This is a genomic window from Marinobacter sp. SS8-8, assembly GCF_030540945.1.
Classification (GTDB): domain Bacteria; phylum Pseudomonadota; class Gammaproteobacteria; order Pseudomonadales; family Oleiphilaceae; genus Marinobacter.
The window spans coordinates 20,710-35,513 of sequence record NZ_JASSVN010000012.1 but is presented as its reverse complement, the minus strand read 5'-3'; the positions used below and the strand labels follow the sequence as shown (position 1 = coordinate 35,513).

The following is a 14,804-nucleotide window of genomic DNA, read 5'->3' as shown; positions in this document are numbered from 1 at the left end:
AGCCAGTGAAATGACCAGAAATGGATCCTACGAAAGCCAGGGTAATGAGCGTAAACGGGGCCTCGGAGATGAGAGCTTGTCCCACTCTCCAGGGCACCCAGACCAGTCAAAACTCACTAAATACCTAGAAGCTGCGCGGAGCACCAACACCGAGCTCGCCACCGCTAACGCGATTAAGCATTATCGGGAAGTGTATAAAGGCCCCTTCCCTTGCACGCCACATGATCTGTCTCTTTATCTGAGTCATTATGCCGGGACACTGAAAGTGGCGACGTTGGAACAGCGCCGCTCATTGATTGGCAAGTGGCACGAAGAGATGACCGGCTCTAACCCGAACAAGAGCAAACTCGTTCTAGAAACCATGCGAGGAATTCGGAAATTCCATAATGCCAGCCAGAAACAGGCGAATGCTCTGCCTTTAGACACCCTCAGGGAAACCGTGAGCTTTCTTGCGGATAAAAGAAATCGTCAAGAAGGTGCGGCTAATCGGGAGTGGCGCCGTTATTCGCGGGACAGGGCCATGCTACTCACGGCATTTTGGTTTGGTCTTCGAGGGAGCGAATTGGTGAATATACGGCTTTCCCACCTGACTTTTGATTGGAGAAGTCATCCGCCAAAATTGACGGTGATGATTCCCACCTCAAAGGCCGACCGCAGCAGTTCGGGGCGAGAGGTAACGCTTGTTGCTTTATCGGAACTATGCCCTATTTACGCAATTTCCGAGTGGATCGAGGACAGATTTGGGGGACTCGATATCGGCTCTGAAACAATTAAAGACCAGTTCTTGTTCAGTAAAGTCGACCGCTGGGGGGCGGTTTGGTCTGATGGCCTTAACTCGAATTCCATCAATAAAATTTTGAAGAGGGTTTTTGACGAGGCGCGCGAGAATGGAGCGCACATTCCGGAACATTTCAGTTCGCATTCGATGCGTCGTGGCGTCTCAGATTGGTTGATTGATCAGGGCGCGTCGTGGTCCCAATTAATGCATTGGGTCGGCTGGCGAGATGTCCGGTCGGCCAGAAAATACGTAGACTCAAAAGAGAGTCTGCCTTCGATCTTTATGGACAACAATCAGCGACTGAGTGTAGAACAATCAAACAAAGATAAAGGTCACGGTCAACCTAGTAAGATTGGGCATGATGAAAACCGGTAGGATGATCACTTAGAAAAGCCGATTTTACGCAGAAGATTTTTCCCTCGATATGTGAGTGAGTCCGGCCCCGATTTTTGTAACTCCTCCTGCTTCAATCGCAGAAACACCTCTTTACGATGCACTGGAACATGGGATGGGGCCTCTATCATCAGTCTGATTCGGTTGGTATCGATCAGGGTTACGGTCACTTCGATGTCCTCTCCAATGATGATGGACTCATTGGGGTCAGTTCACGAAACGGAAAAAATTGTACGCTAAGCCTTTGGCATCAATGATATCGACACCATTTTTTCCACAATTCATAAAGTTGCGCAGTAATTAGTCGACGACTGGCCCTTGCTAAATAATTTTCATTTCAGCATGAGTTGTGCTTTAAAAATTCAATTCTGCAACTACACTCATTGGGCGAACAGAGCGAGAAATCCGCCGTTAATTCCAATAGCGGGTACGCGAATGAATATCAGCTCTTAGGGGAATATTATGTTAAATTGTCTATTCACCGCTGAAGAACTAACCCCCCAATAACCCCTGCGCAAAATGCCCAGTAGCAAACGCCAGCCCCGCTGCGGCCGTACCCATGATCAAAGTCCGGAGTCCTGATCGCATTGCTGGTAAGCCATAGACGATACTTTTAAGCATTCCGATACCCAAGAAGACGACGCCTGCCAAACCAAGACTCGTCAGGAACTGAATCTGACTCTCCATACCCGGGATGGCATAAGGCAGTAAAGGTAAAGCACCAACCGACAAAAATGCGGCGAAGGTAGTCAACGCGGCTCGGCGTGGGCTGAGTCCGGCACCCGAGAGTCCGTACTCTTCTCGCAACATGGTTGCTACCCACACATCGGGATTACGACTGATAGCCTCCACTACTTGCTCCAGCAATTCGCCGTCGAATCCCTTCGCCTGAAACAGCTGGCGAATTTCCTCACGTTCACCTTCTGGCACAGCACGGATATGTTCACGTTCTGTGCGTTCAGCAAATTTGATCTGATTCAACTGCGCCTGGCCCGCTTCGTAATTACTTACCGCCATGCTGAAGCCGTCTGCAATCAGGTTTGCAAAGCCGAGTACCAACGCAACCTGTGGCGAGAAACCTGCGCCGAACGCACCCGATACAACCGCAAACGTTGTAACGCAGCCATCGATGCCGCCAAGCACAGCATCTGGTAGCGTCGAGGCCTTAACGGGACCAGCAAGCCGTGCACGAACGGCATTAGGCTGGTGCTCGCTGAGCAGTCTTTCATTTTCTGTGGATGGCATCTTTCAGCTTCCTGTTCAGGACGCGATTTGGTGCTTTGGGATTATAGGCTCAGTTCGACCTTGTCACTTTATCTGTCAATATACATCTTCAAGATAACGTCCCTGGCCTCTCAGAGTTTCAATATCGATGTGCAAGGGTTTGATAATGTCTTCTATAACCTGCCGCACAGCCGCCGCCATATCCCGGCCACCACAGACCAGTATCTGCGCACCGGTGTTAACCATCTGTCGCACGGCTAATTCATCCTGTTTGAGCTTATCCTGCACGTAGGCGCGCTCGTCTGTTCTTGAGAAGGCTGTGTTCAGCCCGCTCAGTCGATGATCCTCAAGATAGCGCCCAAGCTCAGGTTGGTAGAGAAAATCTGACCTGGCATCGCGACCGCCCCAGTACAGATACATAGGGTTGCAACTGGTATTGTTTCTGATGAAACCGGTTAACGGACCAATCCCGGCACCTGCACCGACAAGAATCACTGGTCGGTTACCGGTAGCTGGCCGAAAGCCTGGATTGGGGCGGATGAAGCCATCGATACAATCACCCGGCTTGAGGTCATGCAAATAACCGGAGCAAAGACCGCCGGCCTGCTTACGGACGCATATCTCAACAATTTCGTCATTTGCCGAGGACGCGAGCGAGTAGAACCGCGGGGGTTGACCGTGTGGGGGAATAACCCCCAAAAGGTCTCCCGCCTCGAACGGTGGCAGCGCTTTAAATCTTCTTGGAGAAGCCGTTAGCCATCCGCCCTGCTCCGCCGGTTTGAACCGGAAGATACTGGTGGGCGCCTGAACCGCAATCCCGTAATCCGCCCTTTCTACCAGTTCCAGTTTGACCGTTGCTGGCTGCAATGCACAGTAGTTCAAGAAAAGCGGAGTACCGATAACCTCACCAACCCGGTTTCCCCACTCACTGAATTGCGAGGCAGAACACCGATCAATCAGTTCAATGGCGTGCAAACGGCTGACGCCTTTACCGGCGAGCGCAGCATCCACCGACAAGGCAAACTGACAGAAGTTCGGAAACTGCCGGTCACCAAAACCCAGTACCGTGTATCGCAGGTTCTTCTCAGCCCGGAATTCTTTGAGCCTGGCCATAAACTGCCGGGCCGATGCGGGTGCATCACCATCACCGTATGTCGAAGTCAGCACGAACAGCCTGGAAGCCTGCGGATACTGCTTAGCCAGGGCATTCATCTCGCTGCAATGCACGCGGAAACCGGCCTTATTCAGGCTGCTATGGAGTTCCTGGGCAAATCCCCAGGTGGCATTACCTTCGGAGCCGACCAGAATAATTGTATCCGCCTGAGCGGCATCGGCGTTGTCAGGAAGCTGCCCTGAAGACCGGCGACGCTGCCACCAGATGGTTGCACCTGTTATCGAGAGAGCTGGCACAGTCAGTGCCGCAGCGCCAAGAATCAGGCCAAGCCACCATAGGCCTTCACCGGTGTGCAAACGTACAATCCAGTCCTGCAATACGCCGCTGTCAGAGCGCGGCTGGAACTGCAGCAACTCGCCCGTAGCCTGGTCCACGAATCCGGAGCCGCCGGCGGTTGACAGCGAATAGACGTCCTGCGGATCACCGGGATAGGGAAACACCAGTTCCCGGAGTTCGCCAAGATCGAAATTGCCTAGCGCTTTTAAGGTGCCCACAGGCGATGGTTGCCCGCCCGAGACCTCAGCCGGAAACCCTGGCCCTGTGTCAGGCGCTTCCGGCAGCAAACCAAAGCGCTGTGCCGACATATAGCTACCGGTCAGTGCGGATAACAGTAGGCCGAGCACGGCAAACCGGGCCAGCTCGGCATGGATTCGTTTCCCGCCTGAGCCGGAAAGCGGTCTTAGTATATTCTTCCAACCCCCGGTACGCCGGGCTATCAACAATATTCCCGAAAGACACAGAAGTACCATCAAAGCAGCTAATACGCCGGCCAGCGCTCTACCGGCATCATCCAGCATAAACGCACGGTGCAGGTCCTTGACCCAGCCAAAAAATGCGGAAGGTTCGTAGGGTGCGGTGCCCTCACCTGTTACCGGATTCACCAGATCCGCACCGGCCTGGCCGTCACGGCTGTAATAGACAATGACCTTGCCAGAAGGCTCTCGCACGATCTGCTCAGTCCCGGGATAGTGAGCAACGACCCGGTCTGCCAGCTCGGCAATACTGACTTCACCGGAAGCCGGAATGACCGCTGACACTCTATCCAGCGTCGGAGCCAAAGCCAACACAGCTCCCGTGACCGAGAGAACGATCAGGAACACGCCTGCAAGCAAACCCGGTAAACTGTGGAACTTGCGCAACATAATAGCCGATGCTCCTGGTGAATTATTGAAGCTCGTAGGTCAGAGCGCGCACGTAACCACGTCCTGAAACCGGCTTTCCGGACCCTTCGGTGGTCAGGGGGGCTATCACATCGGCTCTGATATCGCGCATATCTTCAACAGCAGAGTCGACTCGAACCTCATAGCCGTTGTCGATCAGCGAATCATCGAGGTTCAGAGTCACTTTCAGCGTGCGGCCACTGGTAACACTGGCGCCAGTCAAGCCGTCATACTCTGCAGGATCAAGCCCACTGCCCCGGGCCCAGCCTCCCAGGTGTTTGTAGTATTTAGATTTCTTCCCGGAAACCCAAAGGGTACCCTGATACTCTCCGGCGGCATCGGTAAGATACAGCGCCAGATAGGCTCCATCGCCGCCGTAATTCTGTAGTTCCGTAGTGAAGGTCACGTCACGGGCCTGGGCGAATACCGGTAAAGCCAAGGCGGCGAAAAGGCTGCAAGTGAGAACAAACGTTTTCATAAATGGTCTCCAAAAACCTGATGAACGTTAAAGGAACAGGGCAAATTCGCTCAGTTACTCAACGGTAACCGTGGGACGCCCCTTGACGATGCCGTTGCGTGGCGCCTGACTTTTGGGATTGTCCTGTCCATTTTTCCTGTTGCCGCGGTCCCTCTCCTCATCGTCACTGTCTTCACGCTCCCATTTCATCATGGTCAATGAAGCGGGCGCGAAAGAGGCTTCTGCCCTGACCCCATCGGCATCGAGGCCCCGGACTTCATAACAACCGTCGTCAACCTTTATTCGGTGAACTGTCCAGCCTTCGGCTTCCAGCTTTTCACGCAGATTTTCACGGGGCTGCCAACTCGCCACCGGATCATCGCAGTCGTCATCGGCCACTGCGGTACCGCTCAGAAGTAACAAAGACAGGCTCAGAATAATGGGTTTGGTCTTCATGGTGTCTCTCCTGCTGGTTGTGTTAAATCCACTCTAAGGCGCTAACCTGACAACGACCTGAACAAACGAGGCCATTTCAGCGGAACTGAAAAGCTTCTTTATGGAAGCGAGTCAGGCGGAAGGGTGCTGCCCGCAAGCCGTTTCTAATGGCTTCCCCCAGCCCTGCCGGGCCGCAGAACCAGACCTCTGCGCCTGCTGCCGAGCGTCCGTTGGTAGACAACGTCTCGGCAGACAACCTCTGCCCCTTGCTGCTGTCATGAATCTCGAGGTGTATCCCGGGAAAGCCATCGCAAAGCGCCCGAAGTCGATCCACCATGGGATCCTGGCCGGCGTTGCGCGTGCAGTAATGCAGATCGGCTTCAGGCACGGTGGCGTCGGTGGCGCTGCTTAGAGCTTCGAGCCAGGCCAGAAACGGCGTGATCCCGATGCCACCGGCTATCCAGATCTGGTGGGATTTGCGGTTGCGGCGATCGAAGTTAAAACAGCCGTAAGGGCCTTCTATATTTACGGTTTGCCCCACGCTGATTTTTTGGCTCAGATTGCGGGTGAAGTCGCCGAGCGATTTAATGATGAACGTAACCGTGCCATTTTCCCTATCGGCACTGGCAATCGTGAACGGGTGCGCGCCCTCTAGTCGGTCGAAGGTCACAAAGGCGAATTGCCCCGCACGGTGACCGGGCCATGCCGGCCCCATGTGGCAGGTAACTTCGGTGACGTCCCGGTCTGGTGTTTTGATCGCGGTGACCATGCCGCGAACCTGGCGACGACGACCAACTCTGCCGGTCAGGGATAGCCCGCTGGCGATGCTGCCGCCAAAGAGCAAAATGGCCATCAGCACACCGATTGGCTGCTGCCACCATTGCAGCGGAGTAAGCCACGCCGCGTGGAAAGCGAGCAACAGATAAAGCACCGGCATGCCGCGATGCAAATAGCGCCAGTATTTGTAGGGGAACTTGCGCAACAAGGTGATCAGCAGCATGGCGAACAGCAGATAGATGGCGAACTCCCCTACCTCTTCCGCCGCATCGCGCATGGTGTCGATGAACCCGGAATAATCCTGATCGTGCAGCTTGCCGGCTTTTCCGAACACCGACTCTATTACATCGTCACCCATTTCAATCAGCCAATGGGCGGCGGCGAATACCACTGCCAGAATGCCCGCCCATTTGTGGGTGCGATAGATCTGATCCAACCCGCCCAGCGGTCTCTCCAACCAGGCTGGGCGCAGTGCCAACATCATGGCTAGTGACATCAGAGCAATGGATAACAGCCCACTGAGCAGCAGGCTCTGGTCATAGACTGCCCAGGGAGAACCGGCCCCAGGACCTGCAAAGAGGTTCCAGGCCCATAGGCCCAAAACCAACACAACGAAAGGAAAAATCATCCGCATCATCACATCTCCTGCGATCGGTACCTGGAATATTCCCCCGAAGGCTAGCGCCCAAACCTGACAGCCAGCTGAAGGTCGGTGAAGAGAGATCGAAGCGTTATTGACCATTCAGGCTGTTGTCAGGTTCGAGCTGTAGTATCTTGATTTCAGGGCTGGGTCAGAGGTGAACAATGCGGGTTCTTTTGGTGGAGGATACGGCGGGATTGGGCGAGGCGGTCCGGGATCAGATTGCGGACGACGGCCACGCCGTGGACTGGGTGCAAACTCTGCGCTTTGCTGAGGCGAGTATCAGGACCACAGCCTACGACCTGATTCTGCTGGACCTGATGCTGCCCGACGGCCATGGCTTCGGCTTTTTGCGAACGATCCGGGCTACCGGAATAACAACACCGGTGATCATTCTGACCGCCAGGGATCAGGTGTCTGACCGGATTGAAGGATTGAATGCCGGTGCTGACGACTACCTGGTCAAACCCTTTGATCTTTCGGAGTTGTCGGCCCGCGTGGCCGCGGTGGCTCGCCGATATCGCGGCAATCCAAGCCCGATCATACAAGTGGGCGAGCTGATGATTGATCTTGGCGATCACCGCATCAGTCGCAACGGCCTGCCGGTAGAACTTACGGCACGGGAGTGGGCATTGTTTGAGGGCTTTATCCAGCGACCCGGAATGCTGTTATCGCGATCGCAACTGGAGGATCGTCTATACGCTTTCGGGGCCGAAATCGAAAGTAACACCATCGAAGTTTATGTCAGCCGTCTGCGTAAAAAGCTGGGGCGGGACGCTATCGTAACCGTCAGGGGAATGGGCTATCGCCTGGAAACACATGACCACTAGAACCAGCCTGCAAAAAACACTCGGTATCGGCCTGACACTCGGTGTCACCCTACTCTGGCTGTTGGGCGTGACCGCTTCGGGACTGGTGGCACAGCATGAAATGAACGAGGTCTTCGACAGTGCCCTGGAAGAAACCGCCCAGCGCATACTGCCACTGGCGGTCACCGACATCCTGAACCGTGAGAACGGCGCGGGCAATCAAAAGGCCCCAGCCCTGAAAGACCATGACGAATACCTGACCTATCTGGTACGGGACGAAGCTGGAAATATTCTGCTCCAGTCCCACGATGCCGACCCTGGCGTGTTTAGCAGGACCCCCGCGGAAGGGTTTTCAGATACTCTGACCCACCGGCTATATGGCGTATCTGCAGTCAGCAATACCATCTATCTTGAAGTGGCCGAACCCTTGGCGCACCGGCGTGAATCCGCTCTGGAGGCGGGATTAGCCTTACTGTTGCCTTTACTGGTGCTGATTCCGGTCAGCCTGTTGGGTGTCTGGTGGATTGTCCGGCTTTCCCTTCGTAAGGTGGTCGATTTTCAGCAAGACATTGAATCCCGCGGCGCGGGAGATCTGTCCCCTGTTGTAGAAGAGCAGTTACCCCGTGAATTTGAACCAATCGCCGGTGCCATCAACCGGCTGCTTGAGCGTTTGCATCGTGCTCTCGAATCAGAACGCAGCTTTACCGCCAACAGTGCCCATGAACTGCGAACTCCCCTGGCAACAGCGCTTGCCAAAGTGCAGCGACTGAAAACCAGAATGCCCGATGATTATCTCAAGAATGATGTTGCAGAAATTGAAGAAGCGTTACGCAGTCTCTCGGTGCTGTCCGGAAAACTGCTCGAGTTGGCAAAAGCAGAAGGTGGCGGTGCACTCTCACAAAGCCAGCAGGATCTTGTGCCCATCCTCGCGATGATTGCCCGGGATTTTGAGGCCCAGGCACCCGGGCGAGTTGTTTTATCCCTGCCGGAGCGCGAAGTGAACTCCTTTCTTGATCCCGATGCCTTCGCCATCCTGGTGCGTAACCTGATCGAGAATGCCCTTAAGCATGGTTCCCGTAGCGAGCCGGTGAAGATCAACCTGAACGATAATGGGGTTTTAAGGGTCTGCAATGGCGGTGCAAGAGTGCCACCGGAACAGCTCGCTCTTTTAAGAAACCGGTTTGCACGCGCCAAAACGGACGCTGCAGGTTCTGGCCTGGGCCTCGCGATTGCCGATGCGATTGCTAAAGGTGCCGGCATGACCCTGCATCTCAGATCGCCGGCAACAGGACGGCAGGATGGTTTTGAAGCGGAGCTGAATCTGGCATGTATCTGACACTCACCGACATTGTGCTGCTGACGAGCATCATTCAATCGCTGGCTCTTGCCGTTTTTCTCCTACTTCCATCCAACAGTGGGCTCATATCTAACCGACTCCTGGTTGCCACTCTGGTGTTCTTCGCCGCCGGGTTGGGAGAGATCTTCCTCTATGGCAGCGGGCTTGCGTTCCAGCACCCAAACTTCGCCTACCTCGGGACACTCATCGGGCTTCTGCAAGCAGGCACGCTCTATCTATATGCGCAATCGCTGATGTATCAGAACTTCCGGTTACGCGGGAAGCATCTCGTGCACACGTTGCTCTTCTGGGTGGTCGGCGCAATTTTTCTGGTTGAGTATTATTTGCAGCCGAGCGAGACCAAAATTCAGATTCTGCTTGAACGGGACCACCCGGGCGTACTTACCTCTCCCCTTCTTGCAGTCGCTATTCACGCGGTCTTTCTGGGCTACCTGTGCACGACGATTCGTGCGATCAACCGTTTCGGCCTTGGTATTCGACAGATTTTCTCGAGTATTGAAAACAAACAACTTGCGTGGTTACGGACGCTTCTGATCGGCTATGCAGTGGCCTGGACCGTAAGCATGTTTTACTGCCTTGCGGCGCATGTGTTTAGAAGCGTGCCTGGAACCGAGTGGGTGGCCGGCGCTGGCGCTGTAACGGGCTTCATTTTCATCAATTTTCTGATGATAAACTCTCTTCGCCAACCCGTTGTTTTCTCTGGATTGGCAGCAGACCAGGCCGCCTTGCTGGAAGAAGAGCCCACGCCGCAGTTTGATCAAACTTTAAAGGTCAGGCTCCAACAGTTAATGCACCAGGAAAAGCCCCACTTGCACCCCAACCTGACCCTGGAACAACTTTCACGGAAATTGGGCGCCCCTTCAAGAGAGGTTTCACGGGCCATTAACCAAGGCTTTGGCTGCAATTTCTTTGAGTTCGTCAGTCGCTATCGCATCGACGAGGCGAAATCGCGCCTGGCCGATGCAGCCAATCAGGCAAATATTCTGCAAACTATGTATGACTCTGGCTTCAACTCGAAGTCCGTATTCAACACTGCTTTCAAGAAAGAGACAGGATTTACCCCCAGTGAATATCGCCGACGAGCCCTGCAGGGCGATATCCGACCCTAGCCACGATCCTGAACCTGGCTACCCGGCGTTCGAGTACGCTCTCACCCGATACTGAAACCTCTATCCTTTTGAATTATATATTTTATTTCCAAACCGATGGAATCGGTTCGGTTTCGTACCTGAGAACGCTTCTTTGACCTCCCTTCCGTACTCTGATTGCCAAGCGCCACCAAACCCGGTGCTCGTGAAGCTCAACGCACTATGAGGAGGTCATGTATGAAAACCAAATTACGCAAAACCGCTGTTCCCGCAGTGGCCGCAGCAATCTTCAGCCTGATGTTTGCCGGTAGCGCCCAAGCTCATTGTGATGCTCTGGACGGTCCCGTGATTACCGAAGCCCGTGCGGCACTGGAGTCAGGCAATGTTAAGCCCTTGCTCAAATGGGTGCCGGCAAAGGATGAGGCCGAAATCAAAAGGGTATTCGCCGATGTGCGCCAAGTCCGCGGGCAAAGCGAAACTGCGAAAAACATTGCCGATCAGCATCTGTTCTCGACGCTCGTTGAGGTTCATCGTGCCTCCGAAGGCGCACCCTTTACCGGCATCAAGCCTTCCGGACAGATTGATCCGGGTTTAATGGCGGCGGATGCGGCGTTGGAAAACGGGCAAATTGATCGCCTCGTGGCAAATATAACCCGCAAGATCGAGAACGGTATTCGTGAGCGTTATCATGAGGCTCAGCGTACAAGGGCCATGGCTGATCAAAGCGGCGATAAGGGGCGTGCCTTTGTCGCTGACTACGTCAATTACATTCACTATATAGAGGGCGTGCATGGCGCTGCTGGAGGGCAGGGGCACTAATTCCTATCTTCACGCAGACGCAAAGCAGGCTGACGGCCTGCTTTGCCGTTGTATTCATTTCCAGTTTCGCCTTCGGCTGAATTGGTACCATCATTCTATTAAGGCGCATCAAAAAACATAAATGAAGCCAACACCAATCTCCGCTTCATAATCATTCCGGGATATCGGGCAGCCATATTACTAACTGAGGGGCGTGCTGTGTTTTATCTAATTTCGGTATTTCCGCAATTAGAGAAAAAAATTCCAAGCGCCAGGTATGGAAGGCGTATCAGCGAGTTAAATCAAATCGAGGTGCGGCCGGTGTAGATGGCCAGACGATTCAGGACTTTGATCGAGACTTAAGTAAGAACCTCTATCTAATTTGGAATCGGATGTCGTCCGGCAGCTATTTCCCACCGTCCGTCAAAGCAGTTCCAATTCCGAAGAAAAGTGGAGGAGAAAGATTGCTCGGGGTACCCACGGTTAGCGATCGTATAGCGCAAACTGTGGTTACTATGACGCTGGAACCTATCCTGGAACCTGTCTTTCATGTGGACTCGTACGGGTATCGGCGCGGGAAATCCCCGCATGATGCGCTTGCGATCACGCGAAAGCGGTGCTGGGAAAGGGACTGGGTGCTGGAGTATGACATCCGTGGCTTGTTTGATCATATTGATCATGAGCTATTGCTCAAGGCCCTTGACCACCATTGCTCTGAATCCTGGGTGCTGCTGTATGTGAGGCGCTGGCTAACGGCACCGATGCAGACGAAAGATGGTAAGCAGGAACGACGGAACGTTGGCACACCACAAGGTGGCCCGTTATCGCCAGTTCTGGCAAACCTGTTTCTGCATTATGCATTGGATCGTTGGCTGACCGTTCGTCATCCGGATATCCCATTCTGCCGATATGCAGATGACGGAATACTGCGTTGTCGAAGTGAGCGTGAGGCTCAGTATCTGCATTCCCAGCTAGATATGCGTGAGGTGGACCCAATAGCTATTCACAGAGATGCCCAACAAACGAGTATACTGGCCTGTGTTTGTCCAGGCTGCTCGGATAAATCACCATCAGCTCCTTGCTAAGGCCAGGCTCACTCACGGGAATAGCCACCAGACTTCCATTTTGGACCTCCTCCCGTACAGAACTTTCAAGCACCAACGATGCGCCAAGTCCGACCTTAACCGCTTGCTTGACGGCTTCGGTGCTACCCAGCTGCATAGATACCGTCGGAAATGGCCCATGCTCACCGAAGTAGGTCGCCAAAAGCCGGCCAGTGCCGGTGCCGGGTTCGCCGCCGATCAGAGCCATGTTAGACAGCGTATCGCGGTCGATATCGGTTCGACGGACTAACGGGTGACCAGGCGGAACGATTAGAACAACGGGCTCGTTACGCCACGCCTGAGCATGGAATCCGGGTAGATCATGCCACCACTCCATAATCGCCACGTCCAGCTCACCGTCCGATAAATGCCGTGCAATAGTCGGATTGGAATCTATTACCACATCCACCTCGGGCCCTACGCCCAGCTCCTTGTAACGACGGATGTAGGGCTGGAGCATATAAATCCCAATATTGGAGCTCGCCCCAACGCGAAGTCGAGCCTCCATAATGGAAGATCTCGCCTGCTCCTCCAGCCGGAGCAGACTTCGGGCAAAAGGCAACAAGGTTAAGGCAGCCCGGGTTGGCTCACAGCCAGAGCGCCCCCTGTGGACCAATAAAACGCCAAGTTGGTTTTCGAGTTTTTGAAGGTGCTGGGACAGTGTGGGTTGTGCGATGTCCAACTGGCGGGCTGCGGCCTGAAACCCGTTGTGGTCCAGCACCGCCACGAAATTCTTCAGCCAGACAAGATTCAGCATGGGCCGCTCTCGCGGCCACTGGGATCATTGATCGCATCACCCGGCCGCTCACCCCGAAGCACTTGCAGAATGTTCCGAGCAGCGCGTTGCTCGATAGCCAGACGCACCTGGCTGACTGCCGATCCGATGTGAGCAGTAAACAGCGTGTTGGGGTGGGCCCTGAGCCCCTGGGCGATCTCCCTCGGACGATCTTCTCTCGCCCAATCTTCCATCTCAAACACATCAGCGGCGTACCCCCCCAACTGACCGGATTGAAGCGCTTGCAGAACACTACCCTCATCCACCACAGATCCACGGCAGGGATTGATAAGGAATGCGCCCGGTTTCATTCCTGTTAGCGTTTCGCGATTAATGGTGTGGAGGGTTTGCTCATTGAGCGCCAGTGCCAGGATCACAATATCTGACTGGGCCAGCAGCATCTTGAGGGGAGTATGGGACAAACCCAGTGCCTGCTCATGCTGCACGGGTAAACGTTCCGGCTGGGAATAGATTAAATCCGCTCCCCATCCGTTCAGGCGCTGCGCCACCGCTTGGCCGATGGCCCCCATACCCACAATACCAATCCGTGAGCCTTCGATCCCCTGCCCATAGAAGCGTGGTGTCCAGCCAGTAAATTCACCGGATCGAACGAAGTGGTCCGCCGCCTTGACTTGTCGGGTGAGACTGATCGTCAGCCCGACCGTTAGCTCTGCAGTAGGCACGGTTAGCAAATCCGGTACAAATGTCAGCCAAACCCCATGACGCGTGCAGGCATCCACATCAAAGTTGTCATAGCCTTTCAGGGCTGCACCAATCACCTTCAAGCGCGGACACCCCTGTAGGAACTCCACTCCAACTCGGTCTGGCATGAACGCCATCATCGCATCAGCGTCTGCAACGCGCGCAGCCACTTCCTCCTGGGGCAACGTGGCGCCGGATTGGTTGGTGACCAGCTCGCAATCTTGGGCAAGTTCATCCAGAACACTGTCATGGATCTTATGGGTTATCACAACCTTGGGTTTCATCGACGTTCCTTATTTGAATTTCTTACGAAGGCGGCCACTGAGACTGTCCACGACGGTGACCATCAACAAGATGACAATGAGAATGGCGCTGACTTCCTGATACTGCATGATTCTCAGCGAGCCCATCAATTCGAAGCCAATACCACCGGCACCCACCATGCCCATTACGGTCGAGGCACGGAAATTGTATTCCCAGCGATAAATGGACACGTCCGCGAATTGAGGAAGTGCTTGTGGCAGCACGGCGTGATAGAGCACCTGCAAGCGAGTAGCGCCGGCAGCATCGGCCGCTTCCACTGGCGCCTCATCTACATGCTCAATCGCTTCGGCAAAAAACTTTCCAACCATGCCAATGGAGTGAAGACCGAGCGCCAGTACGCCAGGCAACGCCCCAAAACCAACAGCAGCCACGAAGATGATGCCCATGATCAGTTCCGGGACTGAACGCAAACCGTTTAAAAGGGTTCGAGTTACTTGGAACACCACCGGATGTGGAGAGGTGTTGCGCGCAGCCAGGAATGCCAGTGGCACAGACAAGGTTACTGCAATGGCAGTACCGGCAATGCTCATCGCAAGCGTGTCGATTAACGGCGACACCCAGCTGGCCACATTGGTGAAGTCAGGTGGAAGAGATTCGCCAATGAGTGTGCCTATGGCTGGCACGCCATTGGCAAGTGTATTGAAATTGAGCAGCCCTACGTACCAACTTGCGACAAAAATGATGAGCAGCACTAACAGCGACTGTCCGAGTTTTTTCCGCCAGCCTTTCGCGTGCTCATCCAGCACGGAGGCCGACGGGGCCGGCGACAGAGTCGCCGGTTCCGTCGTTGTATAGTTCATGGGGCACTCC

General features: G+C 54.4%; 15 protein-coding genes. 6 read left to right on the top strand and 9 right to left on the bottom strand.

Annotation, left to right across the window (positions count from 1 at the left end):
- The first annotated feature begins 10 nt into the window (after positions 1-10).
- Positions 11-1,153: a tyrosine-type recombinase/integrase gene (locus QPL96_RS12855; RefSeq protein ID WP_303287754.1), complete on the top strand. Its 1,143-nt coding sequence runs from the start codon at positions 11-13 to the stop codon at positions 1,151-1,153.
- Between the two features lie 5 nt (positions 1,154-1,158).
- Here QPL96_RS12855 and QPL96_RS19475 read toward each other — a convergent pair whose 3' ends face one another.
- The 6 genes from QPL96_RS19475 to QPL96_RS12830 all read right to left on the bottom strand — a co-directional run bounded on the left by QPL96_RS19475 (position 1,159) and on the right by QPL96_RS12830 (position 7,035).
- Positions 1,159-1,365, bottom strand: a complete 207-nt coding sequence (locus tag QPL96_RS19475; RefSeq protein WP_081432106.1) for a carbon storage regulator — start codon at positions 1,363-1,365, stop codon at positions 1,159-1,161.
- A gap of 298 nt (positions 1,366-1,663) precedes the next feature.
- The gene (locus QPL96_RS12850) at positions 1,664-2,416 is read right to left on the bottom strand and encodes a VIT1/CCC1 transporter family protein (RefSeq protein WP_011784790.1); all 753 of its coding nucleotides are present in this window, start codon (positions 2,414-2,416) and stop codon (positions 1,664-1,666) included.
- Between the two features lie 75 nt (positions 2,417-2,491).
- Positions 2,492-4,711 (bottom strand): PepSY domain-containing protein, encoded by a 2,220-nt coding sequence (locus tag QPL96_RS12845; RefSeq protein WP_011784789.1) that lies wholly within the window; start codon positions 4,709-4,711, stop codon positions 2,492-2,494.
- Between the two features lie 22 nt (positions 4,712-4,733).
- Positions 4,734-5,207 carry a DUF2271 domain-containing protein gene (locus QPL96_RS12840; protein ID WP_011784788.1) on the bottom strand — a complete coding sequence of 158 codons (474 nt, stop codon included), beginning with the start codon at positions 5,205-5,207 and terminating at the stop codon, positions 4,734-4,736.
- 54 nt (positions 5,208-5,261) lie between these two features.
- Positions 5,262-5,642: a PepSY domain-containing protein gene (locus QPL96_RS12835; RefSeq protein ID WP_011784787.1), complete on the bottom strand. Its 381-nt coding sequence runs from the start codon at positions 5,640-5,642 to the stop codon at positions 5,262-5,264.
- A gap of 76 nt (positions 5,643-5,718) precedes the next feature.
- On the bottom strand, positions 5,719-7,035 hold the full coding sequence (locus tag QPL96_RS12830; RefSeq protein ID WP_011784786.1) for a ferric reductase-like transmembrane domain-containing protein: 1,317 nt from the start codon (positions 7,033-7,035) through the stop codon (positions 5,719-5,721).
- 167 nt (positions 7,036-7,202) lie between these two features.
- Between QPL96_RS12830 and QPL96_RS12825 the strand changes: the two genes are divergently transcribed.
- From QPL96_RS12825 to ltrA, 5 genes are all read left to right on the top strand, one after another.
- On the top strand, positions 7,203-7,868 hold the full coding sequence (locus QPL96_RS12825) for a response regulator transcription factor (protein ID WP_011786648.1): 666 nt from the start codon (positions 7,203-7,205) through the stop codon (positions 7,866-7,868).
- A complete protein-coding gene (locus tag QPL96_RS12820) occupies positions 7,858-9,183 on the top strand; it encodes an ATP-binding protein (protein WP_011786649.1) in 1,326 nt (441 codons plus the stop codon). Before QPL96_RS12825 ends, QPL96_RS12820 begins: the two co-directional genes overlap by 11 nt.
- Entirely contained in the window at positions 9,174-10,313 is a 1,140-nt protein-coding gene (locus QPL96_RS12815) for an AraC family transcriptional regulator (protein WP_022989540.1), read from the top strand. The genes QPL96_RS12820 and QPL96_RS12815 overlap by 10 nt, the downstream gene beginning before the upstream one ends.
- Positions 10,314-10,529: 216 nt before the next feature.
- Positions 10,530-11,111, top strand: coding sequence for a DUF6448 family protein (locus QPL96_RS12810; protein WP_303287753.1), 582 nt, complete (start codon positions 10,530-10,532; stop codon positions 11,109-11,111).
- Between the two features lie 218 nt (positions 11,112-11,329).
- A complete protein-coding gene (gene ltrA / locus QPL96_RS12805) occupies positions 11,330-12,175 on the top strand; it encodes a group II intron reverse transcriptase/maturase (protein ID WP_081265577.1) in 846 nt (281 codons plus the stop codon).
- On the opposite strand, the gene QPL96_RS12800 is transcribed toward ltrA, so the two are convergent.
- Genes QPL96_RS12800 through phnE form a run of 3 tightly spaced genes read right to left on the bottom strand, consistent with a single transcriptional unit; the run spans position 12,090 to position 14,794 of the window.
- Positions 12,090-12,950 (bottom strand): LysR family transcriptional regulator, encoded by an 861-nt coding sequence (locus QPL96_RS12800; RefSeq protein WP_303287752.1) that lies wholly within the window; start codon positions 12,948-12,950, stop codon positions 12,090-12,092. The genes ltrA and QPL96_RS12800 overlap by 86 nt on opposite strands.
- Positions 12,944-13,954, bottom strand: a complete 1,011-nt coding sequence (locus QPL96_RS12795) for a phosphonate dehydrogenase (RefSeq protein ID WP_011783502.1) — start codon at positions 13,952-13,954, stop codon at positions 12,944-12,946. The genes QPL96_RS12800 and QPL96_RS12795 overlap by 7 nt, the downstream gene beginning before the upstream one ends.
- Positions 13,955-13,963: 9 nt before the next feature.
- The gene (gene phnE, locus QPL96_RS12790; protein WP_011784781.1) at positions 13,964-14,794 is read right to left on the bottom strand and encodes a phosphonate ABC transporter, permease protein PhnE; all 831 of its coding nucleotides are present in this window, start codon (positions 14,792-14,794) and stop codon (positions 13,964-13,966) included.
- Positions 14,795-14,804 lie beyond the last annotated feature (10 nt).